The sequence below is a fragment of the Amycolatopsis sp. cmx-8-4 genome (assembly GCF_046548675.1).
Taxonomy (GTDB): domain Bacteria; phylum Actinomycetota; class Actinomycetes; order Mycobacteriales; family Pseudonocardiaceae; genus Amycolatopsis.
Genome location: NZ_JAEBDZ010000009.1, coordinates 125,108 through 151,848, shown reverse-complemented (window position 1 = coordinate 151,848; position 26,741 = coordinate 125,108). Strand labels below are relative to the sequence as shown.

Below are 26,741 nucleotides of genomic sequence, written 5' to 3'. Positions count from 1 at the left end.
GCCCGTCTACGAGTCTGGCGGTCAGCCGGTCTGACGGCGAGTCAGTAAGGCGGTATAACCGTCGGATGGTTGTCGGCCCGGCTGCGTGGCTCGGCCGTGGCGGGCTTGTCTGCCGGTATAGCCGTCAGGCGGTCTGTCGGTCTGACTGGGCGCCTCGGCCGTGGCGGGCTTGTCTGCCGGTATAACCGTCAGTCTGGCTGTCGGTCGGACTGTATGTCTCGGCTGCGGTGGCTCTGTCAGTCGGTCACACGGTCAGTCGGTATAACCGTCAGCCCGCCTTCCCGGTGGTCGGAACACGTCCCGAACCGGTTCTCCGCGGCCGCGTCCGGTGAGCAGCGTTTTCGTCAAGTCTCGCCGGATGCTGGGAAATTCTCGTACCTCTGGGTCTTGAACCCGTCACCGTCCGGGTGCATCCTGTGTCCCTCGCCGCCGTAAGGAAAGTTTCCTAACTAAAGGGAGCACCAGGAATGCGGAAACTGATCCTGCTCGCGACCATGGCGCTGGCCGCGGCCGTGATGCCCTCGGCTCTCGCGTCGGCCGCCCCGGCTCCAGCCCAGGCGATCTCGGCGCAGACCGCCTCCGCTGCGGCACCGGCCTCCGTCGAAGCCGGTCCGACCGCGGCGCAGCTGCTGGCCAAGACGAACAGCTGCACCCAGATCTCCAACGGCAAGTACAAGACGGACGAGGACGTCTCGGCCAAGACGGTCGCCGTCTGTGACGCCAACGGCGCGGTCTTCTGGAAGGCCGACATGGACATCGACTGCGACGGCCAGCGCACGACGCAGTGCAACGAGGACACCGACTGCTGCTACCAGGACGACACGGCGTTCCACCAGTCCGACGGCAAGCCGCTCAGTGCCGCGAAGCTGCCCTACATCGTCGTGCCGAGCTCGAGCAGCATCTGGAAGTACACCTCGTCGCAGCTGAAGGGCGGCGGCTCCTGCGCGGTGATCTACAACGGCAAGATCGAGTACGCGGTCATCGGCGACACCGGCCCGACCCAGATCATCGGCGAAGCCTCCTACGCGACGGCGAAGGATCTCGGCATCAACCCGGACCCGTCCAACGGCGGCACCGACTCCGGTGTGACGTACATCTGCTTCAAGAACTCGACCGTCTCCCCGATCGAGAACCACGCCAATGCGATCAGCAAGGGCGAAAGCCTCGCCACGACTTTCGTGAACAACAACTGACGCAGCACCACGCAGCACGCGGCCGGGGCCGATCCGTACAAGACACGGGTCGGTCCCGGCTGCTGTGCTGGGCCCATGAGCGAACTGCTGAAGCTGGCCAACATCGGCCCGGCGATGGTCCGTGACCTGACCCGGCTCGGCATCACCGAACCCGCCCAGCTCGCCGGGCGCGACCCGGTTGAACTGTACGAACGCCTCTGCGCCACCGATGGCCGCCGGCACGACCCCTGCGTGCTCGACACCTTCATGTCGGCGGTCGACCAAGCCGACGGCGCGCCGCCCCGGCCGTGGTGGACGTACACCCCGGAACGGAAACAGCTTCTCGGGGATCTTTCCGGGGGCCGCTGACGAGAACTGCGCCGAACGCGTTGCCCGTCCACCTGCAAGATGCAATTGCGGGGCGAATCGAGACGCGATTCTTACCGGAAAACTGTTGCGCCTCACGGCCGTCTCACGCATTACCCCGTTCGCGGCCCTCGCGGTAACGATCCAGGGGGGCTCGCCGACCAACTCATGGGTCGCGTGGGAAAAGCGGAGGTTTTGGCGTGAAGATCAGTGTCTTCGGGCTTGGTTATGTCGGGTGTGTCTCCGCCGCGTGCTTGGCGGGGCAGGGGCACCGGGTGGTCGGCGTGGACGTCAACCCGGTCAAGATCGACCTCATCACCGCGGGCAACGCCCCGGTGGTCGAGGAGCGGATCGGCGAGCTGACCGCCGAAGTCGTCGCGAGCGGGGCGCTGAGAGCCACGACCGACGTCGCGGAAGCCGTCGCGGACAGCAAGATTTCGCTGGTCTGCGTGGGTACGCCGTCGGCGCCGAACGGCAGCCTCTCGACGGTCTACCTCGAGCGCGTCGCCGAGGAGATCGGCGAGGCGCTCGCGAAGAAGACCGAGCGGCACACGGTCGTCTTCCGCAGCACGATGCTGCCCGGCACGTGCCTGGACCTGCTGGTCCCGATCTTGGAGAAGGCCTCGGGCCGCACGGCCGGCGTCGACTTCGGTGTCGCGGTGAACCCCGAGTTCCTGCGCGAGGGCAGCAGCGTCCGCGACTTCTTCGACCCGCCGAAGACGGTGATCGGCGAGTTCGACGCGCTCAGCGGTGACGCCGTCGCGGCGCTCTACGAAGGCCTGCCCGGCGCCGTCTTCCGCGTGCCGATCCCGGTCGCGGAGATGACGAAGTACGCCGACAACTCCTTCCACGGTCTCAAGATCGGGTTCGCGAACGAGCTCGGCTCGATCTGCCGCGCGCTCGGCCTCGACTCGCACCAGGTGATCGACGTCTTCCTCGCCGACACCAAGCTCAACATCAGCCCGGCCTACCTGAAGCCCGGTTTCGCGTTCGGCGGCTCGTGCCTGCCGAAGGACCTGCGCGGACTGGTCTACGCCGCGCACCGCGCCGACGTCAAGGTGCCGATCCTGTCGCACGTGCTCAGCTCCAACGAAGAGCACCTTCAGCGGGCGTTCGACCTGGTCGCGCGCACCGGCAAGCGCAAGGTCGGGCTGTACGGGCTGTCGTTCAAGCCGGGCACCGACGACCTGCGCGAGTCGCCGCTGGTCGAGCTGGCCGAGAAGCTGCTCGGCAAGGGCTACGACCTGAAGATCTACGACGCGAACGTCAGCCTTTCGCGGCTGATGGGTGCCAACCGCGAGTACATCGAAGGCCGGCTGCCGCACCTCGGCTCGCTGCTCGCCGGGTCCGTCGAAGAAGTCATGGACCACGCCGACGTCGTGATCGTCGGCTGCAAGGACCCGGACGTGCTGGCGGCCCTGCCGCACGGCGGCGACCGGGTGCTGATCGACCTCGTCCGCCTGCCCGACGCCGAGAAGCGTCGCCTTGAAGAGGGATACGCCGGCCTTGCCTGGTAAAGCGCTCATCCTCGTCGAAAACCTTTCCGTGCCCTTCGACCGGCGCGTCTGGCAGGAGTCCACGACCCTGCGCGACGCCGGCTGGGAGGTGCACGTGATCTGCCCGCAGGGCACCAAACGCGACACCGAGGCCGAAGCCGTCATCGACGGCGTCCACATCCACCGCTATCCGCTGAAGGCCGCGACCGGCGGCCCGGCCGGGTACCTGCAGGAGTACGGCAGCGCGCTATGGCACACGCTGCGGCTGGCCCGCAAGGTCGGGCCGGTCGACGTCGTGCACGCCTGCAACCCGCCGGACCTGCTGTACCTGGTCGCGAAGGTGCTCAAACGGCAGGGCGCGAGGTTCATCTTCGACCAGCACGACCTGTGCCCAGAGCTGTACTTGTCGCGCTTCGACCGCGGGCAGGATCTCCTCTACCGCGGGGTCTGCGCGCTGGAACGCGCCACCTACCGGGCCGCCGACGTCGTCATCTCGACGAACGAGAGCTACAAGCAGGTCGCCCGGATCCGCGGCGGCAAGCGGCCCGAGGACGTCTACGTCGTGCGCAGCGCGCCGGTCGTCGAGCGGTTCCACGAGGTCCCCGTCGAGCCCGAGCTCAAGCAGGGCAAGCCGTACCTGCTGGCCTACCTCGGCGTGATGGGCCCGCAGGACGGTGTCGACTACGCCCTGCGCGCGCTCGCGAAACTGCGTGACGACGTCGGCCGCACCGACTGGCACGCGGTGTTCGTCGGCTCCGGTGACGCCTTCGACGACATGGTCGCGCTCTCGGCGAAGCTCGGGCTGGCCAACCAGGTCGAGTTCACCGGCCGGATCTCGGACGAGGACCTGGTCCGGTACCTGTCCACCGCCGACGTCTGCCTGTCGCCGGACCCGCTCAACCCGCTCAACGACGTCTCCACGATGAACAAGGTCATGGAGTACATGGCGATGAGCAAGCCGATCGTTTCGTTCGAACTGCGCGAAGCGCGCGTATCGGCCGGCGACGCCGCGGTGTACGCCCCGGCGAACGACGAAGCGGAGTTCGCGGTCCTGGTTTCGCGGCTGCTCGACGACCCCGAGGAGCGGGTCAGGATGGGTAAGCTCGGCCAGGCCCGGGTCGCGGGCCCGCTGTCCTGGGAGAACTCGGCGAAGGCCCTCCTCGCCGCGTACGAGCACGCACTCGGTTCCTGATCGCCGTTCGGTCAAGAAGTCACCGGACGTGTAACCAATGGTCCCGGCCGGACGACGGATCGGGTAACCGGCCGATCCACTGAAGCCGTTCGGCGTACTCGCCCCAGGAATGGAGACCTCGCCGGTGACTGACGACACGGTGCGCCTGAGCCTGATCGGGCAGGTTCTCCGCCGGCGCTGGCGGCTGCTGGTCGCCCTCGCCGTCCTCGGAGCGGCGGTGGGAGCCGGCGCCTCCGTCCTCTTCTCGCCCGGGTACCAGACCTCGTCCAGCGTCCTGCTGCAAGGACCGCGCCAAGCGGACGAGCTGCTCACCCAGGCCGAGGTCGCGACCAGCTCGGTCGTGCTCGACCGCGCCGCCGCGCAGCTGCAGTGGCACCCGACCGGCGCCGACCTGAAGAAACAGGTCACGGCGTCGGTGGCGAACGGCAACGTCGTCACGATCACCGTCTCGGCGGACACCGCCGAGCACGCCCAGCAGCTCGCCGACCAGATCGCACAGCAGTTCGTCAAGTACTCCGGGCAGCTGGCGAGCAACTCGGCGGACGCCTCGGTGCAGCTGGCCCAGGAGCAGCGCGAGACGCTGCGCCAGCAGGTCCAGCTGACCACGCAGAAGATCAGCGACCTCGCCAAGACCGTCGGCGGGGACCTGACCGTGGAAAGCGTCCAGGTCCGCACGCAGCTCGAAGGCCTGCGGACATCGCTGGAGCAGGCGATCAACGACCTGAACCAGGCCGACCTCGCGACCGGCGTCGGCAACACCGTGGTGCTCGGCCCGTCCGAGCGCCCGGCCGGCCCGGCCGCCCCGACGATGACGCAGCTGGCCGCCGGTGGCGCGGTGCTCTTCTTCCTCGTCGGCGTCTTCGGCCACCTCTTCACCGCACGCGCCGACCGGCGGCTGCGGGGCGAGCCGGAGATCGCGTCCGCGCTCGGCTCGCCGATCCTCGCCGGCGTCGACGTCCCGACGCCGGAGGGCGACCGCCTCCCGGCGACCGGCCTGTACGGCAAGGTGCGGCGCCTGCTCGGCGGCGACCGGCCGTGGGTGCTGCCGCCGGTGGCGACCTCGGCCGACGACGTCAACCGCGACATCCGGTACCGCCGGGTGCTCGCCCGGCTGGCCACCGGCCCCGCCGACATCCTGCTGCTGATCGCCGACGACGACGAGACGGCCCGGCTGGCCGCGACGCAGCTGGCCACGCTGGCCGACCGGATGTCGCTGCCGCTGCGCATCCAAGAGGTCACCCCTGGCCGCCCGACCGTCCCGGACGCCGGCGGGAGCTCCGGGGTGCTGGTCGTGCTCAGCACCGCCAGCCGCACCGCGTGGGAGCTCGTCTCGCTCGCCGAGGCCTGCTCGGAAGCCGGGCGGGAGATCGTCGGCGCGGTTCTCACCCATCCCGTCCGGCCGCGTGAGCCGGTCGCCGAACCCGTGGCGGAAGCCCCCGAGAAAGCCTTGGCAGGTTCGGCGTGACGACTACAAGCGAAACTCCGGCTGCTCCGCTCGTCGATCTGCAGCGGCTGTTCGTCACCATCCGCCGTCGCAAGCGGCTCTGGCTGGCCACGGCGCTGCTCGGGCTGATCGCCGGGGCCCTGGTCGCGATCCTGCTGCCGGCCCCGCCGACCGCCGTCGCCAAGGTGATCGTGGTCCACCAGGACGACTCGCCGACCGACAGCGGCACGCTGATGCGCACCGACGTCGCGGTGCTGTCGACGACCCAGATCGCCGAAGGCGCGCTGAAGAAGCTCAACAGCACCGAATCGTCCGAAGAGTTCATGAAGAACTACTCGGGCCTGCCCGTGACGAACAACGTCATGCAGATCACCGTCAAGGCCAAGAGCGACGGCGAGGCCGTCGCGCAGGCTCAGGCATTGGCCGACACGTTCATCGCCGACCACGTCCAGCGCAGCCAGGCCGCCGCGGAGGCGCAGTCGAAGGCCATCCTCGACCAGCGCAAGAACGCCCAGGACGAACTGACCAAGGTCGACGCGCAGATCGCCGACGAGACCGGCAAAGGCCGCAACGCCAACGCCAGCACCCTCGAAGGCCTCTACGGCCGCCGCGCCGCGCTCGCGTCGCAGGTCTCGGACTTCGACTCCCGCGCCCAGCAGGCCGGCATCGGCAGCCCACAGGTCGCGGCCGGCACCCAGATCGTCGACGCGCCCCGCGCGCTGCCCAAGGCGTTCCTCAAGACGACGGCGACCAACGCCGGCATCGGGTTCGCCCTGGGCCTGGCGCTCGGGACCGCGTTCGCCGCCGTCGGCGCGGTCTCGCGCGACCGGCCGGTGCTGCGTCGCGAGATCTCGACGCAACTCGGCGCATCCGTCATCGCGCAGCTGCCGTCCAAGCGCCGCGGGCCGTCCCGGTTGTGGCGCCGCTCCCGGGCCGTCTCCGAACGCCGGCGTGTCGCCACGACGCTGGTCCGCGCGATCCAGAAGGACATCACCGAGGTGTCGCTGCTGGAGCTCGGCGCGCCGGGCATCACGGCCGCGCTCGCCCTCGACGTCGCCGAGCAGCTCGGCGAGGGCGGTCGCGCGAGCGTCGTCGACGACCTGCCGGGCGAGGACGTCCGGAAGCTGGCGGCCGAGACCCAGAGCGACGTCGTCGTCCTGGGCGTCGGCGATCCCGACGCCGAGCCGGGCGAACGCCGCGTCGGCGTCGGCACCATCTCGCCGGGCACCGCGTGGACCGACTTGGAGCACCTCGGCGCGGAGACCGTGCTGGTCGTCAAGGCCGGGCACGCGAACACACTGTGGCTGCACACGGTCGCGCGGCAGCTGGCCGACCAGGAGATCCCGATTCTCGGCGTGGTGCTGGTCGACCCGGACCCGCGTGACAAGTCCGACGGGACGCTGTGGGATGGCCTGCACACCGCGTTGCGCGGCCGCGCCGGGCTGACGCCCGCGGCACCGAAGGTCGCCGACGTCGAGCGCGAGGACCGCATCGACGAGCTGGCCGCCAGGGTCGCCGAGCGCGTCGCGCTGGTGGACCCGCCGACGCGCAAGTTCGCGCCGGTCCGGCCGATGGTTCCGCAGGTCGCCAGGCCGCTGCCACCCAAGGCACCGAAGCCGGACCCGAAGCTTCCTGAACCCGGCAAGGTCAGCGTTCCGCACGCGGACGCGCCGACGAAGAAGTTCGCCCCGGTCAAGCCGAAGCGGCCGACGCCGTTCAAGCGCGACCACGGCGAGCCGACGCACCAAGGCGAACTGAACGCCGAGCTCGAGTCCGAAAAGAGCGCGGAGGTCTCCTGACCTCGGCGCGCCGCGACGAAGGGGAACCCACTCGAGATGTGCGGCATCGCAGGCACCTACCTCTGGCCGGACGGCGGACCGCTGACCGACCGGCTGACGAAGACGCTGGCCCACCGCGGGCCGGACGGCTCCGGCCGCTACGACCACGTCGTCGGCGGCTCCGGCGCCGGTGAAGTCCACTTGGGACACCGGCGGCTCTCGATCGTCGACCTGACCGAGACCGGCGCCCAGCCGATGGTCCTCGACGGCCTCGCGCTGAGCTACAACGGCGAGCTGTACAACGCGCCCGAGCTGCGCGCCGAGCTGACGGCCGCCGGCGTGCGCTTCCGCGGCACGTCCGACACCGAGGTGCTGCTGCAGGCGTGGCGGCGCTGGGGCACCGACTGCCTGCCGAAGCTGCGCGGGATGTTCGCCTTCGCGATGTTCGAAGAGGGCACCGGCGAGCTGTTCCTGGTCCGCGACCAGCTGGGCATCAAGCCGCTGTTCTTCGTGCACCGGGCCGGCGGTGTCGCCTTCGCCTCCGAGCTGAAGGCGCTGGCCGGCGAGCTGGGCGGGTCGCTGCAGATCGACAACGCCGCGCTGGTCGCGTCGCTGCTCTACTACTGGGTGCCGGACAGCCGCTGCGCTTACGAAGGCGCGGAGAAGCTGCAGCCGGGCACCTGGCTGCGCTGCCGCCCGGACGGCCGGGTCGACCGCGGCCGCTTCTGGTCGCTGCGCGAGGTCGCCGAAGAGGGCGCGGCCTTCGAGGACGAGGTCGACCTGCACGAGGTGATCGCCGAGTCGACCGTCAAGCACCTGCTCTCGGACGTCCCGGTCGCGACGTTCCTCTCGGGTGGGCTGGACTCCAGCTACCTGACGGCGCTGGCCGCGCGGTCGCAGCCGGGGATCTCGGCCTACACCATCGGGTTCCGCGCCGAGGACGCCAAGTTCGAGGCGATGCCGGACGACTTGAAGTACGCCCGGATCGTGGCCAAGCAGTTCGGCGTCGACTTGCACGAGATCGAGATCGCGCCGCAGGTGCTCGACCTGCTGCCGAAGATGACCTACCACCTCGACGAGCCGATCGGCGACCCGGCGGCGATCAACTCGTTCCTGATCTGTTCGGCCGCGCGCGACGCCGGCGTCAAGGTGATGCTGTCCGGCATGGGCGCCGACGAGCTGTTCGCCGGCTACCGCAAGCACCTCGCGAACCTGATCGCGTTGCGCTACCACAAGGTTCCGGGCGCGGTCCGGCGTCCGGTGGAGTCCCTGGTGGACCGGCTGCCGGTGGCCTCGGCCAAGCGCGGCTACCGCTCGGTGCGGTTCGCGAAGCGGTTCCTGTCGTTCGCGGGCCTGCCCGAGGAGACGGCGTTCCGGCGCAGCTACACGATGTACGACCAGGCCGAGCTGCTCGGGTTGCTCAACCCGGACCTCGCGCCGACCGTCGACGACGTCCTCACCGAGCACGCCGACACGTACAACGACCAGTCGCTCGACGACTTCGTCAACCGGATGTGCCTGGCCGACTCGCGGATGTTCCTGCCCGGCCTGAACCTGACTTACACCGACCGTTCGACGATGGCGGCGTCCACCGAGGTGCGGACGCCGTTCGTCGACGTCGAGGTCGTCCGCGCGGCGTTCCGGACCCCCGGCAACAAGAAGATCGTCGGCCGCGCCGGCAAGGTCGCCCTCAAGAACGCGGCGCTCAACATCCTGCCCAGCGAGATCGTGCACCGGCCGAAGGGCCTGTTCAGCGCGCCGCTGCGGGCCTGGATGAGCCGCGACCTCGCGCCGCTGGTGCGTGAGGTCGTCAACGAGGGCGTGCTCGTCGAATCCGGTTTCCTGCAGCGCGAAGCACTGCAGCGGATGGTCACCGAGGACGCCGCCGGCCAGCAGGACCGCAGCAAGCACCTTTGGCACATCTTGACCCTTGAGTACTGGTACCGGAACGCGATGTCGGGAGCGGGAGCGAAGTGAAGCAGGTCGTCCAGAACTACAAGAGCGGTGAACTGGCACTGCTGGAAGTGCCCGAGCCCGCGTGCAAGGCCGGCGGGGTGCTCGTCCGCACGGTGTACTCCCTGATCTCGACCGGCACCGAGATGATGAAGGTGTCCGAGGCGAGCCTGTCCCTGGTGGGCAAAGCGAGAGCCCGGCCGGACCAGGTCGCGAAGGTCGTCCAGAGCGTGGCGACCAACGGTCTCTCGGCGACCTACCGCAAGGTGACGTCCAAACTGGACTCATACACGCCCCTCGGTTACTCGTTGTGTGGCATCGTCGAGCAGGTCGGCGACGGCATCACGGACGTCGCGGTCGGCGACCTCGTGGCCTGCGCGGGCAACGAGCACGCGCTGCACGCCGAGCTGAACTGGGTGCCGAAGAACCTCTACTCGCGCGTGCCGGCCGGGGTCGACCCGCGGCACGCGGCGTTCGGCACCGTCGGCTCGATCGCGATGCAGGGTGTGCGCCGCGGCGAGCCGCAGATCGGCGACGTCGCCCTGGTCATCGGGCTCGGCCTGATCGGCCAGCTCGTGGTGCAGCTGCTGGTGTCGTCCGGTGTGCGCGTCTTCGGCGTCGATCCCGACCCGGAGCGCTGCAAGCTCGCCGAGAGCCTCGGCGCGCTGGTGTGCAGCCACCCGGGCTCCGGCGTGGTGGACACCGCCGTCGACGAGCTGACGCACGGTGCGGGCGTCGACCAGACGTACCTCGCCGCGGGCGGCAACACGAACGACCCGGTGGAGCTGGCCGCGAAGCTGTCGCGCGACCGCGGCCGCGTGATCGACATCGGCAAGTGCAAGCTCGACCTGCCGTGGAACGCCTACTACGAGAAGGAACTGGACGTCCGGTTCTCCCGCTCGTACGGCCCCGGCCGCTACGACCCGTCGTACGAGCTCGAAGGCCGGGACTACCCGATCGGCCAGGTCCGCTGGACCGAGCGCCGCAACCTCGAGTGCGTGATCGACCTGATCCACCGTGACCGCCTTGACGTCGAGCCGCTGATCACGCACGTCTCGGACTTCTCCGAGGCCGTCGAGACGTACAAGTCCCTCAACGACGGTGAGCTCAAGGCCGTCGCGGTGCTGTTCCGCTACCCGGACGCGGTCGCGAAGACCGAGCCGGTCGTGACGTCCGCGCGGATCGGGCTGGTCGAGCACAAGGCCGCGCCGAAGCCCGCCGGGCAGCCGGTGCGCCTCGGCTTCGTCGGGGCCGGCAACTACGCGTCGTCGATGCTGCTGCCGCACCTCGTCGAGCGTGACGACGTCGAGCTCAAGCACGTCGCGACGACGTCGGCGCTGTCCGGCGCCAACGCGCGGCGCAAGTTCGGCTTCGCCGAGGCGTCCACCGACATCGACAACGTGCTCGGTGACGACTCGATCGACGCTGTCTTCGTCGTCACCCGCCACAGTTCGCACGCCGAGCTGACCCGCCAGGCGCTGCTCGCGGGCAAGACGGTGTTCGTCGAGAAGCCCCTGGCGCTGACGGAAACCGAGCTGCAGAAGGTGCTCGACGCGATCGAGGAGTCCGGCAACGACCGGTTGCAGGTCGGCTTCAACCGCCGGTTCGCGCCGCTGCTGCACGAAGCCCGCGGCCAGTTCGGCCCGCGCGTCGGCCCGGCGACGGTCCGCTACCTGGTCAACGCCGGCCGTCTCGACCACGGCAGCTGGTACAACCAGACCGCCACCGAGGGCTCCCGGTTCGCCGGTGAAGGCGGGCACTTCATCGACACCGTGAGCTGGCTGCTCGACGCGGATCCGGTCTCGGTCTACGCGACCGGCGGCACGGACCTGCAGATCACCCTCGGCTACGGAGACGGTTCCACCGCGGTCATCACCTACGCCGAGAGCGGTTCGTCGGGCTTCCCGAAGGAGACGCTCGACGTCACCGCCGACGGCAAGGTCCTGAAGTTCGACGACTTCGTCCGCGCGTCGGTGTTCTCCCGCAAGAAGTGGGCGAGCTCGCGGATCCCGAAGGGCCGCGACAAGGGCCAGGCCGCCGAGGTCGACGCCTTCCTCGAAGCCGTCCGCACGGGTGGCCCGATGCCGATCTCGGTCGCTTCGCTGGCCGCGACGACCTTGGCCACGCTCGCCGCCCAGACCAGCGTCGCGAACTCGGCGCCGGTCCGGATCGAGCTGCCGCGGAAGGCGGGTGCCCCGGCATGATGGGTCCCGGCTGGTACCTCCGCCGGTTGTCCCGGATGGGGCCGGCGGAGGTCGTCGGCCGTGCTCGGCACGCCGTCGTCCAGCGGCAGTGGCGGTCCGCGCTGCCCGAGCCGCCCGCGTGGCCGTCACACCCACGGTTCACCGCCCAGCTGCCGGACGGCGTCCTCGGCAAGGTCTCCGGCGAGGCCGTCACGCGGCTGCTGGCCACGGCCGATCATCTGATGGCCGGCCGCGCCGAGTACTTCGGTGTCCTGCGCGACGACATGGTGTCGCCGGACTGGGCCCTGGACCCGAAGACCGGCCGCCGCGCGCCGCTGGACGTCTACGCCTTCGACGTGTCGTACCGGTCGGAGGACGAGGTCGGCGACATCAAGCAGATCTGGGAGCCGTCGCGCCACCAGCACCTCACCGTGCTGGCCGTGGCGTACGCCCTGACCGGCACCGAGACGTACGCCGAGCGCGTCGCCGCGCACCTGCGGTCCTGGTGGGCGGCGAACCCGCCGTTGCGTGGGCCGCACTGGGTGAGCGGCATCGAGCTGGGCATCCGGCTGCTGTCGTGGGTCTGGGTCCGCCGCCTGCTCGACGGCTGGGCGGGCGTCACGGCGTTGTTCGAGGACAACCCGGACTTCCACCTGCAGCTGTGGCACCACCAGAACTGGCTGGCGACCCTGCGCAGTCACGGCTCGTCGGCGAACAACCACGTCATCGCCGAGGACGCCGGCCTGCTGGCCGCGGCGTGCGCGTTCGGCTGGTTCCCGGAGTCGCCGCGCTGGCGGGCCGAGGCGACCCGCTCGCTGGACGTCCAGCTGGGCCGCAACACCTTCGACTCCGGGCTCAACGCCGAGCTCGCGTCCGAGTACCACGGCCTGGTGCTGGAGCTGGGCCTCGCGGCGGCGCTCGAAGCCGACGCCGCGGGTACTCCGGTGCCGGACTCCACCTGGGACGTGCTGCTCCGGATGACCGACGCCTTGGCGTCCATTGTGGACAATCGGTTCCGGCCGCCGCGGCAGGGCGACGCCGACGACGGCTTCGGCCTGATCGTCGACGGCTCCGAGACCAACCGCTGGGCGTCGCTGCTGGCCACCGGCGAGGTCCTGTTCGGCCGCCTCGACTGGTGGCCGGTGCCGGGTGACGACGTCCGCACGCCGCTGCTGACCGCGCTCGCCCTCCGGACACCGCGAGCCACGGGCGTCCGCTCCGGCCGGTGTCCCGCCCACCTGCGGGACGCGGGCATGACGATCCTGCGCTCGGGAAAGGTTTGGGCGCGGTGCGACGGCGGGCCGCACGGCTTCCTGTCGATCGCCGCCCACGCCCACGCCGACGCGCTGGCGGTGGAGGTCCGCCACGACGGCGTCGACATCCTCGCCGACCCGGGCACCTTCTGCTACCACGGCGAGCCGCAGTGGCGGTCGTACTTCCGTTCCACGCTCGGCCACAACACCCTCGAACTGGGCGGTCAGGACCAGTCGGTGTCCGGCGGGCCGTTCCTCTGGACCCGGCACGCGGTGACGAAGGTGCTCGGCGTGCACACCCCCGACCACGGCCCGTCCCACTGGTCGGCGGCCCACGACGGCTACGCACCGGCGGTGCACCGCCGGACGGTCGAGCTCGACGGCGCCGTGCTGAAGATCGTCGACGAGGTGCTCGGCGACACGGGCCCGGCCGCGCGGCTGGTGTTCCACCTGGGCCCGGCCGTCACGGCCACCCTGGACGGGAACGTCGCCCACCTGCGCTGGGAGGGTGATGGCCGGACGTTGGCCCCCGTCCACACCGCGGAGCTGGAACTGCCGGCCGAGCTGACGTGGACGGCCCACCGGGGTGAGCTCGACCCGCCGCTCGGCTGGTACTCGGCGGGCTTCGGCCGCAAGGAACCCTCGACCACCCTGATCGGCTCCGGCACTCCCGGACACTCGACCACCCTGCTCCGCTTCAGTTAGGACCCGCCCGTGACAGCCCGCCGCTCCCGACTCCGCCGTGCCGCTCCGCTGCTCGGCGTGCTGCTCACGCTCGCGGCGTGCTCCAGCAGCCCCGACACCGGCGGCCCGGCCCAGGCGACCTCGGCTCCCAGCGGGTCGGTCGCGGCGGTCTGCGACAAGGAGCCGGCCGGCCCGACGGCGGCGCCGGCCGGTGCGGTGATCGTCGACCCGGCGGTCCCGAACGACCTCGCCGTGAAAACCCGCGCGGCCGGCCCCAGCACGACGTTCTGGCTCAAGCCGGGCAAGCACATCCTCGGCGACGACAAGTACGACCAGGTCTCGCCGAAGGACGGCGACGTCTACATCGGCGCGCCCGGCGCGGTCCTCGACGGCCGGAAGATCAACCAGTACGCGTTCACCGGACACGGGAACAACGTCAAGCTCACCTACCTGACCGTGCAGGGCTTCGCCGCGCCCCGCGACGAAGGCGTCGTCAACCACGACTCCGGCGACGGCTGGCAGATCGAGCACTCCACGATCCAGGACAACGACGGCGCCGGGCTGATGGCGGGCGCGCGCCAGCAGGTGCGCGGTAACTGCCTGCGCCGCAACGGCCAGTACGGGATCAACGCCTTTTCCGGCAGCACCCCGATCACCGCGCTGGTCGTTGAAGGCAACGAGATCGCCGGCAACAACACGGGCGACTGGGAAACGAAGATCGACGGCTGCGGCTGCACCGGCGGCGTCAAGTTCTGGGACGTCAACGGCGCCGACGTCCGCGGCAACTGGGTGCACGACAACCACGGCACCGGGCTGTGGGCCGACACCAACAACAACGACTTCCTCATCGAGGGCAACCTCATCGAGAACAACGACAGCGCCGCGATCATCTACGAGATCAGCTACAACGCGATCATCCGCGACAACACGATCCGGAAGAACAACTGGGTCGACGGCCGCAGGTACGCCGACAAGGGCGACAACTTCCCGACGCCGGCGATCTACATCTCCGAGTCCGGTGGCGAGCCGCGGATCAAGGCGCGGACCGCGAAGATCGAGATCTCCCGCAACTTCCTGGAGAACAACTGGTCCGGGATCACGTTGTGGGAGAACGCCGACCGGTACTGCAACAGCCCGGCCAACACCTCGTCCGGCGACTGCACCCGCCTGGTGCCGAACGTGAAGACGTGCGCGGCGCCGGCGATCACCACCGAGCCGCTGCTGAGCGACTGCCGCTGGAAGACCCAGCACGTCGACATCCACGACAACAAGTTCGTCCTGGACCCGGCCGTGGTCGGCTGCCAGGCCTCGTGCGGCCGGATGGCACTGCTGTCGAACTTCGGCACCTACCCGGACTGGTCGCCCTACAAGAGCGACGTCGTCCAGGAAGCCATCACGTACAAGCAGGACAACCGCTGGCACGACAACAGCTACGCCGGGCCGTGGACGTTCATCCCGTACACCACCGACCGCGTCATCGAGATCGGCGAGTGGCAGGGCTCGCCGTACTCGCAGGACTCCGGAAGCACCTTCACCGCGCAGGGCGGGGGCTGAGATGGCGACACAAACCGGAATGGCGACGAGGATCCGCGGCGAAGCCACAGCCGAGCCCGCGTCGTCGACGCCGAAGTGGGCGGCCCTGGCGTGGGCGCTGCTGATCATCAACACGCTCGGCTCGACCGGCGCGAAGACGGTCATCCCGCTGCCACGGTCGGTCAGCCAGCTGGTCACGATGGGCTCGCTGATGACGGCCTTCGTGATCGCGCTGGCCCTGAACAAGCACCTGCGGATCCGGCCGAGCGCGTACCTGCTGCTGCTGACGTTGCTGCTGCTGTCCAGCATCCTGGCCAGCGCCGACCTCAAGGAAGGCGCGGGCGCGCTCTTCCGGTGCTTCCGGCTCACGGTCTTCCTCTCCACGCTCTGGCTGCTCACCCGCTGGTGGGATGGCGGGTTCGGGTTCGTCCGGTCCCACATCCGGACGTACGGGATCGTGCTCGCGTCGGTCGCGGTGGGCCTGGTCGTCTCGCCGGGCAACGCGATGCCCGAGGAGTACGGCGGCCGGCTGTCCGGCGCGATCTGGCCGCTCACGCCGCCGCAGATCGGCCAGTACGCCGCAGTCATCTCCGGCCTGACGCTCCTGCTCTGGTTCGGCCGCCGCACGACCTGGCGCAGTGCACTGATCATCGTGGTGCCGGCCCTCGGGCTGTTGCTGCTCACGCACACCCGCACGGCGACGCTCGGCCTGCTCGCCGGGCTCCTGGTGGCCTTCCTGTCGATGGCGCTGACCAGCGCCCGCGCCCGCAAGGTGTTCGCGTGGACGGCCGGTATCGGCGGTGTCGGCGGCCTCGTGCTGGCCGGCGCGCTGCAGGCGTGGTTCCTCCGCGGGCAGAGCGCGGACAACTTCTCCAGCCTGACCGGACGCGCGAAGGTCTGGGACGCGTTGCTGGAGGCCCCGCGGACGACGTCGGAGTACATCTTCGGCGTCGGCCTGACGGACAAGTCCTACGACGGTCTTCCCATCGACAACAGCTGGCTGGCGATCTACCACGAGCAGGGGTTCGTCGGGATCGCGCTGGTCGCGGGCTTCCTCCTCACGTTGGTCGTCGTGGCCGTGCTGCGGCCGCCGTCCCTGGCTCGCGCGTGCGCGATCTTCCTGATCACCTACTGCATTTCGGCCTCCTACACCGAGGCCGGCCTCGGCGACGCGTCGCCGTACCTGCTCCACCTGGCCCTGGCCGCGTCGCTGCTGGTCCGCGGGGTGCCGCAGTCCGACGAAGAAGCATTCATCCCGGCGAAGGGGGCAAGTGTGCGAGGTGCAGCCGCGTGAAGGTGCTCGTGGTCCACAACCGGTACCGGTCCGAGCAGCCGAGCGGGGAGAACAACGTCGTCGACGCCGAGGTGTCCCTGCTCGCCGAGGGCGGGCACAAGGTGTCGTTGTTCGAGCGTCGCAGCGACGACATCGCGCAGATGCCGTTGCCCCGCAAGGCGACCGTTCCGCTGATGATCCCGTGGAACCCGGCGGTCCGGAAGGAGCTCGCGGCCCGGCTGCGGGCGTCGCGCCCGGATGTCGTGCACATCCACAACACGTTCCCGCTGCTGTCGCCGTCGGTGGTCGCCGCCTGCGCGGACGCGGGCGTGCCCGCCGTCGCGACGCTGCACAACTACACGATGGTCTGCCCACCGGGCACCCTGCATCGCGACGGCCACATCTGCACCGAGTGCGTCGGCGGCTCACCGCTGCCCGCGGTGAAGCACGGCTGCTACCGCGGCTCGAGCGCCGCGACGGTGCCGATGGCGGCCAGCATGGTCGCGAACCGCCGCCGGTGGTGGACGGGCGTTTCCCGGTTCTTCTGCATTTCGGCGGCTCAACGTGACCTCCTGGTGTCGGCCGGGATGCCCGGCGAGCGGATGGCGGTGAAACACAACTTCGTCGCCGACCACGGTGTCCGCCGCACCGGCGACGGAAAGCACGTGCTGTTCCTCGGCCGCGTCACCGAGGAAAAGGGGGTCGGCCTGCTTATGCGGGCGTGGGACCAGCTCGGCGGCGCCCTGGGCGTGCCGCTGGTCATCGCCGGCACCGGCCCGATGCAGGACGAGGTCGCGACCTGGGCGGCCAGCCGGCCGGCCGTCTCGTACGTCGGCCTGCAGAACAAGGCGGAGTGCCGTGCCCTGACCGCCGACGCTGTTGCCGTGGTGGCGCCGTCGACGTGGCTGGAGGCGTTCGGTCTGGTCGTCGTCGAGGCGATGGCGGCCGGCGTGCCGACGGTCGCGGCGGCCCACGGCGCGTTCCCCGAGCTCGTCGAGGACGGCGTGACGGGCCTGTTGCACCAGCCGAACGACGCGACCTCGCTCGCGGACCGGCTGCGCGAGGTGACCGGCGACCGGAACCAGGAGATGGGGGACGCGGCCCGCGTCCGGTACGAGAAGGACTTCACCCCGGCGGTCGGGCTCGACCGGCTGATCTCCGGGTACCAGGCCGCGATCGAGGCACACGGGTGAGGGAGCTCGTCCGGACAGCACCCGAGGCCCTGCCGGTCGCCTTGCGGGCCCCGCTGGCGATGTCGGGTGCGCTGGCGACGGCGGTGCTCGTCGCGCTCGGCATCCTCCACTTCCACGACTCCGGCCTGACCGGGATCGACGCGGCCGTGCTGCCATCGCTCGACGGCGTCCGGCCACCCTGGCGGTACGTGGCGCTGGTCTTCGACTTCGGCGGCGAACCTATCGGGTCGACGATCCTGGTCGCCCTGGTTGCGTTGCTGGGTTTCCTGGCCCATCGGGTCCGGATAGCGGTGCTGACCGTGGTCGGGGTCCTGACCACCGTCGCGGTGACGACGGTGCTGAAGTCGATCGTCGGCCGCACGATCCACGGCGAGTTCCTGTCCTACCCGAGCGGTCACACGGCCATGGCCACGGCCCTCGCGCTGGTCATCGGCCTGCTGGTGGCCGACCGCCTGCACCTGGGCCGCACGGCGGGGGTGCTGCTCATGCTGGTGCTGGCCGTGGTCGCCGGGATCGCGATGGGCTGGGCCGAAGTGTCCCTGGGCGCGCACTACCCGACGGACGCGATCGGCGGGTTCTGCGCCGCGCTGGCGGTGGTCCCCGCGATGGCGTGGGTGGTGGACCGCGTCGCCGATCGCCTCTGACGGCCCCGCGGTCGCCGGCGGGGTGACACTCGCGTCGCCCAGGCCGGCTCCGGCCCGGCGATCCGGTCGCGTGGCGGTTCTTCGGGCGAACCTGTCGGTCTCGGCCGGGCTTGTTCGTCGGTGGGGTGACCGACTCGCGAAGGAGACCCCGATGATCCAGGACCTGATCGCCGCGGAACGCCGTGAGCTGGCGGCGGTGCTCGATGGCCTGTCGCCGGCCGAATGGGCGACGCCGACGTTGTGCGCGGGCTGGCGCGTGCCGGAGGTGGTCGCCCACCTGACGATGCCGTTCCGCATCTCGACCGGCCGGTTTGTCCGCGAACTGCTGAAGTCCGCCGGGCGCTTCAACCACATGGCCGACCGGATGGCGCGACGCGACGCGGCCGAGCTGTCACCCGAGGCGCTCGTCGCCTCGCTGCGCGACAACGCCGAACACCCTTGGCGGCCGCCGGGCGGGGGAGCGGAAGGCGCCCTGAGCCACGACGTGATCCACGGCCTGGACATCACGACCGCCTTGGGCGTCGACCGGAGTGTGCCCCGCGAACGGCTCGAGGTGATTCTCGACGGTCTCAAACCGAAGCAGGTGAGGTACTTCGGCGCCGATCTGGCGGGCGTCTCCCTGCGCGCCGACGACCTCGACTGGTCGTACGGCACCGGCTCGCCGCTCACGGGCGCCGCGCAGGATCTCCTGCTGGTGCTCTGCAACCGGCGGCTGCCCTCAGGGCGGCTGCGAGGAGAGCCGAGTTCGCGGTTCACCACGGTCTGAGCTCTCTTCGAAGTCTGTCCATCGTGGACAGCCGCGGTGTTCCGTAGTGCAACGCCTGCAGCCCCGCGGCGCGCGCGGCGGTGACGTTCTCCTCCTGGTCGTCGATCAGGAGGATGCGATCCGGTATGACGTCGAGCAGCCGGTAGAGGCCGGTGAACGCTTCGGGATCAGGCTTGCGCACGCCGGTGTCTCCGCTGACGAACCAGCCGGTGATGTACTCGGCGAGCCCGAACCGCTCGCGCAGCAGTTTGGACCACTCGCTGACGTCGTCGCCGAGACTGACGAGCCGCACGCCCGTCGTGTCGAGTTCGGCGAGCAGCGCGACGACGCCCTCGGTGAGGCGGTGGCCGCGGCAGTACTCGTCGTCCGGCGCGCCGGTTATGCCGGCCGCCGCCCAGAAGTCCGCGGAGGACATCTTGCCGAGGACGCACGCGCGGTGGAGGTCGTCGATGTCACGCCGATCGAGCACGCATCCCTTGCCGCGCAGGAAAGGGACGAGCAGCTCGCCGACGTCGTCGGCGCACGAGTAGAGGACGCCCATCGCGTCGAACACGACGACGTCGATCGCGTCACGGCGGAGAGGTTCGGGAGAGGGGCTCGAGGTGGCCATGTCTCCGAAGGTACCGAACACTCGTGCGAACACCATCGCTTGAACGGGTGAATCGCAGTGTCCGGAATCCGCCACTTGCGACTTTTCCCTTGTGCGCCAAGGGAAATCGTCACCGTAGTCGTGACCGTCGGAGAAAAGTGTCGGAACTCGGTGCCATAGTCGTGATCAGCAGCCGGCGGACCCACCGTCGAACGAAGAACACGCGTCCTGCGAGTACGGGCCCGCCCGCCAGCCCGCGGGGTCGACCGTCCTGGAGGTGTCATGTACGACGAAGGTCCACGGCCCCGCATAGGAGTTGTCGTGCCACCGGTTGTCCTGCTGGAACGTGATCGCTTCCTGGACCACGGTTCCCTTGTAGGGCGACCAGTCCGGGAACGTCCCGTAGTTCGACAGCAGCGCCATCCGCCCGCAGAAGCTCGTGCAGCCCACCCGTCCAGGATCGAACCGGAAGGTGTTCCCGTGAATCTCGACGTGCTGGGTCTTCCAGCGGCAGTCGTCGTAGGCCGGCGCCTTCGTGATGGTGCCCGCAGAGCACGAAGACGGGGAAGTCACCTTTGTGCAGTAGCCCGAAGACGTGTTGGCCGGGCTGGTGCAGAAGCGGTCGGCGTTCTCCCACAACGTGATCCCGGACCAGTTGTCGACGAACGTGTTCCCGCTGATGTCGATGGCCGACGTCCGCGCCGGCGCCCGGGGCTCGCCGCCCGACTCCGACAGGTACACCGTCGCGGCCGGGAAGTTGTCGCCGCGCGACGCGAACGCGCGGCCTTGGACCAGGCTGTTGCCGCGGAAGGTGTTGCCGCGCAGCACGAGGTTGTAGCTCGTCTCGTAGAACAGCGCCTCGGCGTCGTTGGCCTCGAACAGGTTGTCCTCGACGAGGAAGTCGTTGTTGTTCGTGTCGGCCCACAGGCCGGCGCCGTGGTTGCCGTGGACCCAGTTGCCGCGGACGTCGGCGCCGTTGACGGCCCAGAACTTGGCCCCGCCGCTGCAGCCGCAGCCCGGGACCTTGGTCTCCCAGTCGCCGGTGTTGTTGCCGGTGATCTCGTTGCCCTCCAGCACGAGGCCGGTGATGTGGTCGCCGGCCTGGTACGCGTTGAGCCCGTACTGGCCGTTGTTCCGCAGGCAGCTGTGCCGCACGACCTGGCCCGCGCCGGCCATCAGGGCGGCGCCGGCGTTGTCTTCGACGGTGGTGTTCTCGATGAGCCAGCCGTCGCCGGAGTCGTGGTTGACCACGCCCTGGTCCTGCAGCGCGGCGAAACCGCGGATGGTGAGGCCCTTGATCTCGACGTCGCGGGCCTGCTGGGTGAACGCCGCGCGGTTGACGCCGCGGCCGTCGACGACCGCGCCGGGAGCGCCGAGGTAGACGTCGCCGTCCTTGGGCGCGACCTGGCCGAACTCGTCGGTGCCGAGGGTGTGGGTGCCTGTCCGGAGCCAGAAGGTGGTGCCGGGCGGGTGCGCCGCAGTCTTGGCCGAGAGGTCTCCGTCGACGCCCGGTTCGACGGAGACCGCCCCGGGCGGCGGTTCCTCGTACGCCGCGGGCTGGTGATCGCACACCGGCCCGGGCCCGTCGGCGCCGTTCGCGATCGCCGGGCAAGCCACGGCGATCAAGAGCGAGCAAGCACCGACGAGAAACGCACGAGATCTGCCCATGGCAGGACGCTACGCACGATCGGGCGGGAAAACAGTCACCCTCAAGTGTCCTCATCGGACCCAACGAGTGAAACCGGCTCCCCGGAGCGGGGATCCGGCGGTGCGCTCCGGACCCGCGACCGCCCGGTGCCCGGCGGGAACCGGGCGCCGGGCGGCGCGGGGGTCGGGTCAGGCGTGCTTGCGGAAGACCGGCTGCACCGGGCGGCCGCCCATCCACGGCGTGGGGTCGTTGGCGTCGAGGGCCTTGCGGTAGACCGTGCAGGCCTGGGCGACGACGTCGATCGTCTTGTCGATGTCCGCCTCGGTGAGCGCGGCACTGACCACGAAGGACGGGCCGAGCACCCCGCCGCTGATCAGCTCGCGCAGGAACAGCGTCCGGTACGGCTGCGACGGCTTGCCTTCTTCGTCGAGCGTGCCGAAGACCATGTTGCTGGCCCGGCCGCGGACGACCACGTGGTCCTCGACGCCGATCCCGGCCGCGACGTCGCGGACGCCGGCGGCCAGCCGGTCGCCGAGGGCGTGCATGCGGCCGATGACGTCCTCGTCGCGGTAGACGTCCATCACCGCCATCGCGGCGGCGAGGGAGTGGGTCTCGGCGCCGTGGGTGGTCGAGAGCAGGAACACCCGCTCCCGGTCGGTGCGCAGCCCGCCGATCTCCATCAGCTCCCGCTTGCCGGCGAGAGCGGAGACGGCGAAGCCGTTGCCGAGGGCCTTGCCGAACGTCGAGAGGTCCGGGGTGACGCCGTAGAGGCCCTGCGCGCCGTGGGCGGACCAGCGGAAGCCGGTGATCATCTCGTCGAAGATCAGCACCACGCCGTGGCGCGTGGCGAGCTCCCGCAGGCCCTGCAGGTACCCCGGCGGCGGTTCGGCCGCCGCGGCCGGCTCCAGGATCAGGCACGCGATCTCGCCGTCGTGGCGCTGCAGCAGCTCCTCCGCGGCCTGCAGGTCGCCGTACGGGAAGGACACCGTCTGCTCGGTCGTCTCGTCCGGGATGCCCGCGTTCATCGGCGTCGTGCCGATGAACCAGTCGTCGGTCGAGAAGAACGCGTGGTCTGCGCACTTCGCGATGAGCTTGCGCCCGGTCGCGGCGCGGGCCAGCCGGACCGCCGCCGTGGTGGCGTCGGAGCCGTTCTTGGTGAACTTCACCATGTCGGCCGTCGGCACGTTCTCGAGGAACCGCTCGGCGGCCTCGGCCTCGATGATCGATGGGCGGATGAAGTTGCTGCCCTTGTCCAGTTCGCCGCGGACGGCGTCGAGGACGCGGGGGTGGGCGTGACCCAGGCTGACCGCTCTCAGTCCGGAGCCGTACTCGATGTACTCGTTGCCGTCGACGTCCCAGACGTGGCCGCCGCGGCCGTGGGAGATGACCGGGGCCATCTCGAAGGGATACTGGTCCGAGCCCTTGGCGTAAGTGTGCGCACCACCCGGAATGACCCGGTGCAGCCGCTCGTTCGCCGTCGTGGAGCGGGGCAAGTTCGTTCCCATGGGGGTCACCTCGTTGGTTTCAACGCCTCTCCGAGAGACGGCGCACGTTCGTCTCGGTCACTGGCCAGTGTGACTGACAGTGGCCAGGAAATGTCCAATTCAGGGTCTTTGTACGAAATCGTAATGTCTTCGTTCGGATTGTGCGCCCGATCGATACGGTACGAAACGTCCGAGGGATCGGTGAGTGACTGGAATCCGTGCGCGCACCCCGCGGGGATGTACACCGAAACCTGCGTCTCACCGGAAAGTTCGAAAGTCTTGATGTTTCGGAATGTCGGGGAATCCGGTCGGAGATCCACGACGACGTCGAAGATCGCGCCGTGTGAACAGCGCACGAGCTTCGACTCGCCGGCCCCGCCGCGCAGGTGCATCCCGCGCACGACTCCCTTGCGGGACCGGGAAAGGCTGTCTTGGGCGAAGCCGTCCGGATCGATCCCGACCGACGCGACGACCTCGCGGTCGAAGGTGCGGCTGAAGAAGCCGCGCTCGTCGACGTGGGGTGCCGGTTCGAACAGGTACACGCCCTCGATTTCGGGTACCGGAATGGCCTTCATCGCCCACCCCCGAAGAGGGCCGCCGAAAGGGCGGCGAACTGGTCCTTGAGCCGTTGCGCGTTCATCTCGTTCCGTTCCAGCAGCGTCTGGCGCAGTTCGGCCGAACGGTTCTCCAGCTCGGTGAACTGCTCGACGAGCCGGTCGAAGTCGACGGTCTTCGCCCGCTGGGTGAAACCGCCGAGCCCCATCTCCGCCATGAGGACGTCGTTCTTCGGCGCGTACCCGATCGCCACGGTCGGTTTCGCGACCTTCAGGGCGCAGAGCACGTTGTGGTAGCGCGTCGCCACCACGCGGTCCACCGCGGCCATCTCGTGCATCAGCTCGTCCAGGGTCTCCGCCGAAGCCGCCGTCACCAGCGGGGAAGCGGTCTTCTCGATGATCTCGTCGACGACCTGCCGGTCGATCTGATCGCCGATGAACAGCCGGACGGGTCTGTCCTGGTCAACGAGCCAGCCGACGAAACGGTTCATCGTGTCGACGTAGTGGCGGTAGATCCGGTCGGCGTCGGCGCGGTCGTCGTTGCCGCCGTAGTAGGCCATCACGCCGACGCCGACGGTGCCCGGCTCGCCGGCGTCATCCGGGGTGGGGAGGGAGAACGCGAGGTCGGGGTACACCTGGTCACGGCTGGTGTCGACGCCCATGGCGCGCATCGCGTCGCGGGAGATGTCGTCGCGGTAGGAGCGGTAGGTGGCCAGGCGGCCGACCCAGCGGACCAGCGTCCGCGTCGCCCGAGCGCTGATCTCGTTGGCGCCGACCGAGACCAGCGCCACCTTCGTCCCGAAGAGCCGGCCCGTGGCCGAGAGGAGGAACAGCGAATACGGAAAACCCCAAGGACGCAACGGAAGCGTCGCTTCGAGGACACCCATGCCCGGCACGATGACGACGTCCTGCTTGCGGACCCAGGCGGCCGTGCGGCCGATGTCGACGAGCTTGCCCAGGCCCTTCAGGACGATCGACCGGAGGCCGGACGCCGTCTCGTACTCGGACTGGTTCCAGTGCAGGGGCGTGGTGTCGAGCCCGTACCGCTCGCGGACGATCTCCGGACCGCCCACGAGGGCGCCCAGCACGGCGTCCGGGTACTCGGCGCGCAGGTAGCCGAGCACGGCTTCGAGGGAACCGTCGTTGCCGAGGTTCCCTGAGCCGAGCAGGCCGAACACACCGACGCGAGGGGCACGCTTCACGCGAGCCTGCCTTCCCGGCCGGCCACGATCTGGTTGACCGTGGCGACGTCGGAGGCGGTCGGCGCGCGGTCCTCGACGCGCTCGCCGTGGCCGGAGCGCGCGCGGTCGGTCAGCCAGCTGCCGAGGTGCCGGAAGCACTCGCGCTTGTCGGCGCCCGAGATCGGGGAGCGCCGGATCAGGTCGGCGAACCCGACGATGTACTCGCCGACCAGGCGGACGGTGGGATTCCGGAGCCGGTCCGCGCGCCGCGGGTCGAGGTTGGCGCACCGGCTCCGGATGGTCGGGTTGGCCCGCTCCGCGCGGCCTGGGTGGTCTCGGCGGAAGTAGAGCAGCTCGGGCACCTGGTAGAACGGCCCGTGCAGCGCCATCTCGGCCGAGTACGTGCGGTCGGCGTGGTGGTAGCTGTCGAGCGGTTTGACGCGGCGGAGGACGTCGGCGCGGATGACGCCGTAGAAGTCGTCACCGCCGGGCTCGAACAGGATGCTGCGGAAGCGGTCCGGGGCGTGCCGGGAGCCGGTGTTCAGGGTGTACTCGAGCGGCTGGACGATGCGGCCGTCGCCGTCGATGATGGCCTGGTCGCAGTGGGCGAGGATGACGTCCGGGCGCTCGTCGAGCGCTTCGACACAGCGCTTGAGGAGGTCGCGCGCGTAGAGATCGTCGTGGGAGACCCACTTGAACAGCTCGGTGCGGGAAACGTCGAACACGAAGTTGTGGTTCGGTGTCGCGCCGATGTTCTTCGGCTGGCGGACGTAGCGGATCCGCGAGTCCTTCTCGGCGTAGCGGCGGCAGATCTCGTCGGTCGCGTCGGTGGACGCGTTGTCCGAGATGATCAGCTCGTAGTCCTCGTAGGTCTGGCCGAGCAGCGCGTCCAGTGACTCGGCGAGGTACTCCTCGCCGTTGTACACCGGGAGGCCGAGGCTCAGCCGCGGGACGGTGGTCATGGAGTCCTCATTCCTTGATCGGCTCTTTGATCGGGGCGAAGACCACGGTGGTTTCGTTGATCGTCTCCCTGATCGGCGCGAAGACGATGGTGGCTTCGTTGGCCCCGGCGTCGTCCGGGGCCGGCGGCACGTACTCGCGCAGCCCGAGGCGCAGCTGCAGCCACCAGACGACGGACCCGGTGAGCGTCGCGGCCGCGACGCCCCACGCGGACCCGGCCGCGCCACCCAGGAAGGCTCCGGTGATGCCGAACGTGACGTAGAACAGGGACGCGATCAGCTGCGACCGCAGGCTCCGCGGGGCGGCGCCGAGGGCCCGCAGGCCGGCCGCGGCGCCGGTCGAGAAGCTCGCGCCGACCACGGCGAGGGTCACCGGGAGGATCAGCGGGGACGACGAGTCCCACACCGAGCCCATCACCCAGCGGCCCGCCGCGTCCGGCAGCAGGAGCAGCAGCGCCAGGCCCCAGCACAGCGCGGCGGCGGCCTGGCCGCCGCCGAGGATCATGCAGAAGTGCTTCAGCCGGTGCGGCGCCCGCTGAAGTACCCGCGCGCCCTCGGCGACGGTGACCAGGGACAGCCCCATCAGCAGAGCCAGGAACGGGCCGAGCAGCTGCTCGGCGCCGCGGACCGCGCCGACGGCGGTGATGCCGGCGATCGCGCCGAGGCCGTACGCCCGCAGCTGCGACGCGCCGCTGTTGCTGACGTTCTCGACCAGGTAGCGGACGCTCAGGTCGCGCTGGGACTTGAACCAGCCGAGCACCGCGCGCGGGTGCGGGAGGACGCCGGTCTGGAACCAGCCGAAGACCGCCGCGACCGCGCCGGAGATGCCCCAGGCCAGTACGAACGCGACGACCGTGCCGACCTCGGCGGCGATGACCAGTGCCGGGATCAGCGCGACGCCCCACACGCAGTCGTTGATGAACGCCTTCTTGCCCGCACCGCGGGCGAAGAAGGCGAAGCGCCAGGCGTCCTGCAGCAGCAGGCCCGGCAGCACGACGGCGAGCGCGACGAACGCGTTGCCGAGCGGGCCGCCGGCCGCGAGTCCGGCGACCAGGCTGATCACGCCGGTCACGCAGCCGACGCCGATGGCGGTGCCGGACGCGCTCGCCACGCCGTGGCGCCAGCGGTCCTCCGAGACGGCACTGAAGCGCACCATCAGCGGGTCGGTGGCCAGGCCGCGCGAGACGTTCAGCACCACGCCGTAGGTGACCCAGGCGAGGCTGAAGATGCCGAACGCGAACGTCCCGAGCGAGCGGGCCACGTACAGGCCGACCGCGAAGTTCGTCAGGCTCGAGACCGCCTGGTCGCCGAGGCCCCAGCTCAGCCGTCCGGCCATGGCGCGCACAGCGCCGTTCCGGAGCAGCGAGCCGGAGGCCCGGCGGTGGTTGGCCACGTC

Annotated in this window: 21 protein-coding genes; 14 read left to right on the top strand and 7 right to left on the bottom strand. The window is 70.1% G+C overall.

What is annotated here, in order from left to right; all coding sequences use genetic code 11:
* The first annotated feature begins 467 nt into the window (after positions 1–467).
* The 14 genes from ACLJQZ_RS20955 to ACLJQZ_RS20890 all read left to right on the top strand — a co-directional run bounded on the left by ACLJQZ_RS20955 (position 468) and on the right by ACLJQZ_RS20890 (position 18,930).
* Complete coding sequence (locus ACLJQZ_RS20955; protein ID WP_410621619.1) at positions 468–1,193, top strand: glycoside hydrolase family 75 protein; 726 nt, start codon at positions 468–470, stop codon at positions 1,191–1,193.
* Positions 1,194–1,268: 75 nt separating this feature from the next.
* Positions 1,269–1,541, top strand: a complete 273-nt coding sequence (locus tag ACLJQZ_RS20950) for a helix-hairpin-helix domain-containing protein (protein WP_410621618.1) — start codon at positions 1,269–1,271, stop codon at positions 1,539–1,541.
* A gap of 197 nt (positions 1,542–1,738) precedes the next feature.
* Entirely contained in the window at positions 1,739–3,055 is a 1,317-nt protein-coding gene (locus tag ACLJQZ_RS20945) for a nucleotide sugar dehydrogenase (RefSeq protein WP_410621617.1), read from the top strand.
* A complete protein-coding gene (locus tag ACLJQZ_RS20940) occupies positions 3,045–4,226 on the top strand; it encodes a glycosyltransferase family 4 protein (protein ID WP_410621616.1) in 1,182 nt (393 codons plus the stop codon). The genes ACLJQZ_RS20945 and ACLJQZ_RS20940 overlap by 11 nt, the downstream gene beginning before the upstream one ends.
* Positions 4,227–4,335: 109 nt before the next feature.
* Positions 4,336–5,691, top strand: coding sequence for an exopolysaccharide biosynthesis protein (locus tag ACLJQZ_RS20935; RefSeq protein ID WP_410621615.1), 1,356 nt, complete (start codon positions 4,336–4,338; stop codon positions 5,689–5,691).
* The gene (locus ACLJQZ_RS20930; protein WP_410621614.1) at positions 5,688–7,469 is read left to right on the top strand and encodes a Wzz/FepE/Etk N-terminal domain-containing protein; all 1,782 of its coding nucleotides are present in this window, start codon (positions 5,688–5,690) and stop codon (positions 7,467–7,469) included. Before ACLJQZ_RS20935 ends, ACLJQZ_RS20930 begins: the two co-directional genes overlap by 4 nt.
* A gap of 36 nt (positions 7,470–7,505) precedes the next feature.
* A complete protein-coding gene (gene asnB / locus ACLJQZ_RS20925) occupies positions 7,506–9,425 on the top strand; it encodes an asparagine synthase (glutamine-hydrolyzing) (protein WP_410621613.1) in 1,920 nt (639 codons plus the stop codon).
* Entirely contained in the window at positions 9,422–11,605 is a 2,184-nt protein-coding gene (locus ACLJQZ_RS20920) for a bi-domain-containing oxidoreductase (protein ID WP_410621612.1), read from the top strand. Before asnB ends, ACLJQZ_RS20920 begins: the two co-directional genes overlap by 4 nt.
* Entirely contained in the window at positions 11,602–13,542 is a 1,941-nt protein-coding gene (locus ACLJQZ_RS20915) for an alginate lyase family protein (protein ID WP_410621611.1), read from the top strand. Before ACLJQZ_RS20920 ends, ACLJQZ_RS20915 begins: the two co-directional genes overlap by 4 nt.
* A gap of 9 nt (positions 13,543–13,551) precedes the next feature.
* Positions 13,552–15,075: a right-handed parallel beta-helix repeat-containing protein gene (locus ACLJQZ_RS20910; RefSeq protein ID WP_410621610.1), complete on the top strand. Its 1,524-nt coding sequence runs from the start codon at positions 13,552–13,554 to the stop codon at positions 15,073–15,075.
* Between the two features lie 19 nt (positions 15,076–15,094).
* The gene (locus ACLJQZ_RS20905) at positions 15,095–16,348 is read left to right on the top strand and encodes an O-antigen ligase domain-containing protein (RefSeq protein WP_410621609.1); all 1,254 of its coding nucleotides are present in this window, start codon (positions 15,095–15,097) and stop codon (positions 16,346–16,348) included.
* A complete protein-coding gene (locus tag ACLJQZ_RS20900) occupies positions 16,345–17,520 on the top strand; it encodes a glycosyltransferase (protein ID WP_410621608.1) in 1,176 nt (391 codons plus the stop codon). The genes ACLJQZ_RS20905 and ACLJQZ_RS20900 overlap by 4 nt, the downstream gene beginning before the upstream one ends.
* Positions 17,517–18,164 carry a phosphatase PAP2 family protein gene (locus ACLJQZ_RS20895; protein ID WP_410621607.1) on the top strand — a complete coding sequence of 216 codons (648 nt, stop codon included), beginning with the start codon at positions 17,517–17,519 and terminating at the stop codon, positions 18,162–18,164. Before ACLJQZ_RS20900 ends, ACLJQZ_RS20895 begins: the two co-directional genes overlap by 4 nt.
* A gap of 151 nt (positions 18,165–18,315) precedes the next feature.
* The gene (locus ACLJQZ_RS20890) at positions 18,316–18,930 is read left to right on the top strand and encodes a maleylpyruvate isomerase family mycothiol-dependent enzyme (RefSeq protein WP_410621606.1); all 615 of its coding nucleotides are present in this window, start codon (positions 18,316–18,318) and stop codon (positions 18,928–18,930) included.
* Here ACLJQZ_RS20890 and ACLJQZ_RS20885 read toward each other — a convergent pair.
* The 7 genes from ACLJQZ_RS20885 to ACLJQZ_RS20855 form a co-directional block, all read right to left on the bottom strand.
* Entirely contained in the window at positions 18,917–19,540 is a 624-nt protein-coding gene (locus tag ACLJQZ_RS20885; protein WP_410621605.1) for an HAD family hydrolase, read from the bottom strand. The two genes, ACLJQZ_RS20890 and ACLJQZ_RS20885, sit on opposite strands and share 14 nt — an antisense overlap.
* Before the next feature lie 165 nt (positions 19,541–19,705).
* Entirely contained in the window at positions 19,706–21,187 is a 1,482-nt protein-coding gene (locus ACLJQZ_RS20880) for a right-handed parallel beta-helix repeat-containing protein (protein ID WP_410621604.1), read from the bottom strand.
* Positions 21,188–21,355: 168 nt separating this feature from the next.
* Positions 21,356–22,672 carry a glutamate-1-semialdehyde 2,1-aminomutase gene (locus tag ACLJQZ_RS20875; RefSeq protein ID WP_410621603.1) on the bottom strand — a complete coding sequence of 439 codons (1,317 nt, stop codon included), beginning with the start codon at positions 22,670–22,672 and terminating at the stop codon, positions 21,356–21,358.
* Positions 22,673–22,677: 5 nt separating this feature from the next.
* The gene (locus tag ACLJQZ_RS20870; protein ID WP_410621602.1) at positions 22,678–23,226 is read right to left on the bottom strand and encodes a dTDP-4-dehydrorhamnose 3,5-epimerase family protein; all 549 of its coding nucleotides are present in this window, start codon (positions 23,224–23,226) and stop codon (positions 22,678–22,680) included.
* On the bottom strand, positions 23,223–24,407 hold the full coding sequence (locus ACLJQZ_RS20865; protein WP_326956124.1) for a polysaccharide pyruvyl transferase family protein: 1,185 nt from the start codon (positions 24,405–24,407) through the stop codon (positions 23,223–23,225). The genes ACLJQZ_RS20870 and ACLJQZ_RS20865 overlap by 4 nt, the downstream gene beginning before the upstream one ends.
* Positions 24,404–25,348 (bottom strand): glycosyltransferase family 2 protein, encoded by a 945-nt coding sequence (locus ACLJQZ_RS20860; protein ID WP_410621601.1) that lies wholly within the window; start codon positions 25,346–25,348, stop codon positions 24,404–24,406. The genes ACLJQZ_RS20865 and ACLJQZ_RS20860 overlap by 4 nt, the downstream gene beginning before the upstream one ends.
* A 7-nt stretch (positions 25,349–25,355) precedes the next feature.
* The gene (locus tag ACLJQZ_RS20855) at positions 25,356–26,738 is read right to left on the bottom strand and encodes a hypothetical protein (protein WP_410621600.1); all 1,383 of its coding nucleotides are present in this window, start codon (positions 26,736–26,738) and stop codon (positions 25,356–25,358) included.
* Positions 26,739–26,741 lie beyond the last annotated feature (3 nt).

What these genes read in the sequence shown, in the direction of transcription:
- ACLJQZ_RS20955 (WP_410621619.1), top strand. Translation starts at nt 468, where the DNA reads ATGCGGAAACTGATCCTGCTCGCGACCATGGCGCTGGCCGCGGCCGTG.
- ACLJQZ_RS20950 (WP_410621618.1), top strand. Translation starts at nt 1,269, where the DNA reads ATGAGCGAACTGCTGAAGCTGGCCAACATCGGCCCGGCGATGGTCCGT.
- ACLJQZ_RS20935 (WP_410621615.1), top strand. Translation starts at nt 4,336, where the DNA reads ATGGAGACCTCGCCGGTGACTGACGACACGGTGCGCCTGAGCCTGATC.
- asnB (WP_410621613.1), top strand. Translation starts at nt 7,506, where the DNA reads ATGTGCGGCATCGCAGGCACCTACCTCTGGCCGGACGGCGGACCGCTG.
- ACLJQZ_RS20915 (WP_410621611.1), top strand. Translation starts at nt 11,602, where the DNA reads ATGATGGGTCCCGGCTGGTACCTCCGCCGGTTGTCCCGGATGGGGCCG.
- ACLJQZ_RS20905 (WP_410621609.1), top strand. Translation starts at nt 15,095, where the DNA reads ATGGCGACGAGGATCCGCGGCGAAGCCACAGCCGAGCCCGCGTCGTCG.
- ACLJQZ_RS20890 (WP_410621606.1), top strand. Translation starts at nt 18,316, where the DNA reads ATGATCCAGGACCTGATCGCCGCGGAACGCCGTGAGCTGGCGGCGGTG.
- ACLJQZ_RS20885 (WP_410621605.1), bottom strand. Translation starts at nt 19,540, where the DNA reads ATGGCCACCTCGAGCCCCTCTCCCGAACCTCTCCGCCGTGACGCGATC.
- ACLJQZ_RS20880 (WP_410621604.1), bottom strand. Translation starts at nt 21,187, where the DNA reads ATGGGCAGATCTCGTGCGTTTCTCGTCGGTGCTTGCTCGCTCTTGATC.
- ACLJQZ_RS20875 (WP_410621603.1), bottom strand. Translation starts at nt 22,672, where the DNA reads ATGGGAACGAACTTGCCCCGCTCCACGACGGCGAACGAGCGGCTGCAC.
- ACLJQZ_RS20870 (WP_410621602.1), bottom strand. Translation starts at nt 23,226, where the DNA reads ATGAAGGCCATTCCGGTACCCGAAATCGAGGGCGTGTACCTGTTCGAA.
- ACLJQZ_RS20860 (WP_410621601.1), bottom strand. Translation starts at nt 25,348, where the DNA reads ATGACCACCGTCCCGCGGCTGAGCCTCGGCCTCCCGGTGTACAACGGC.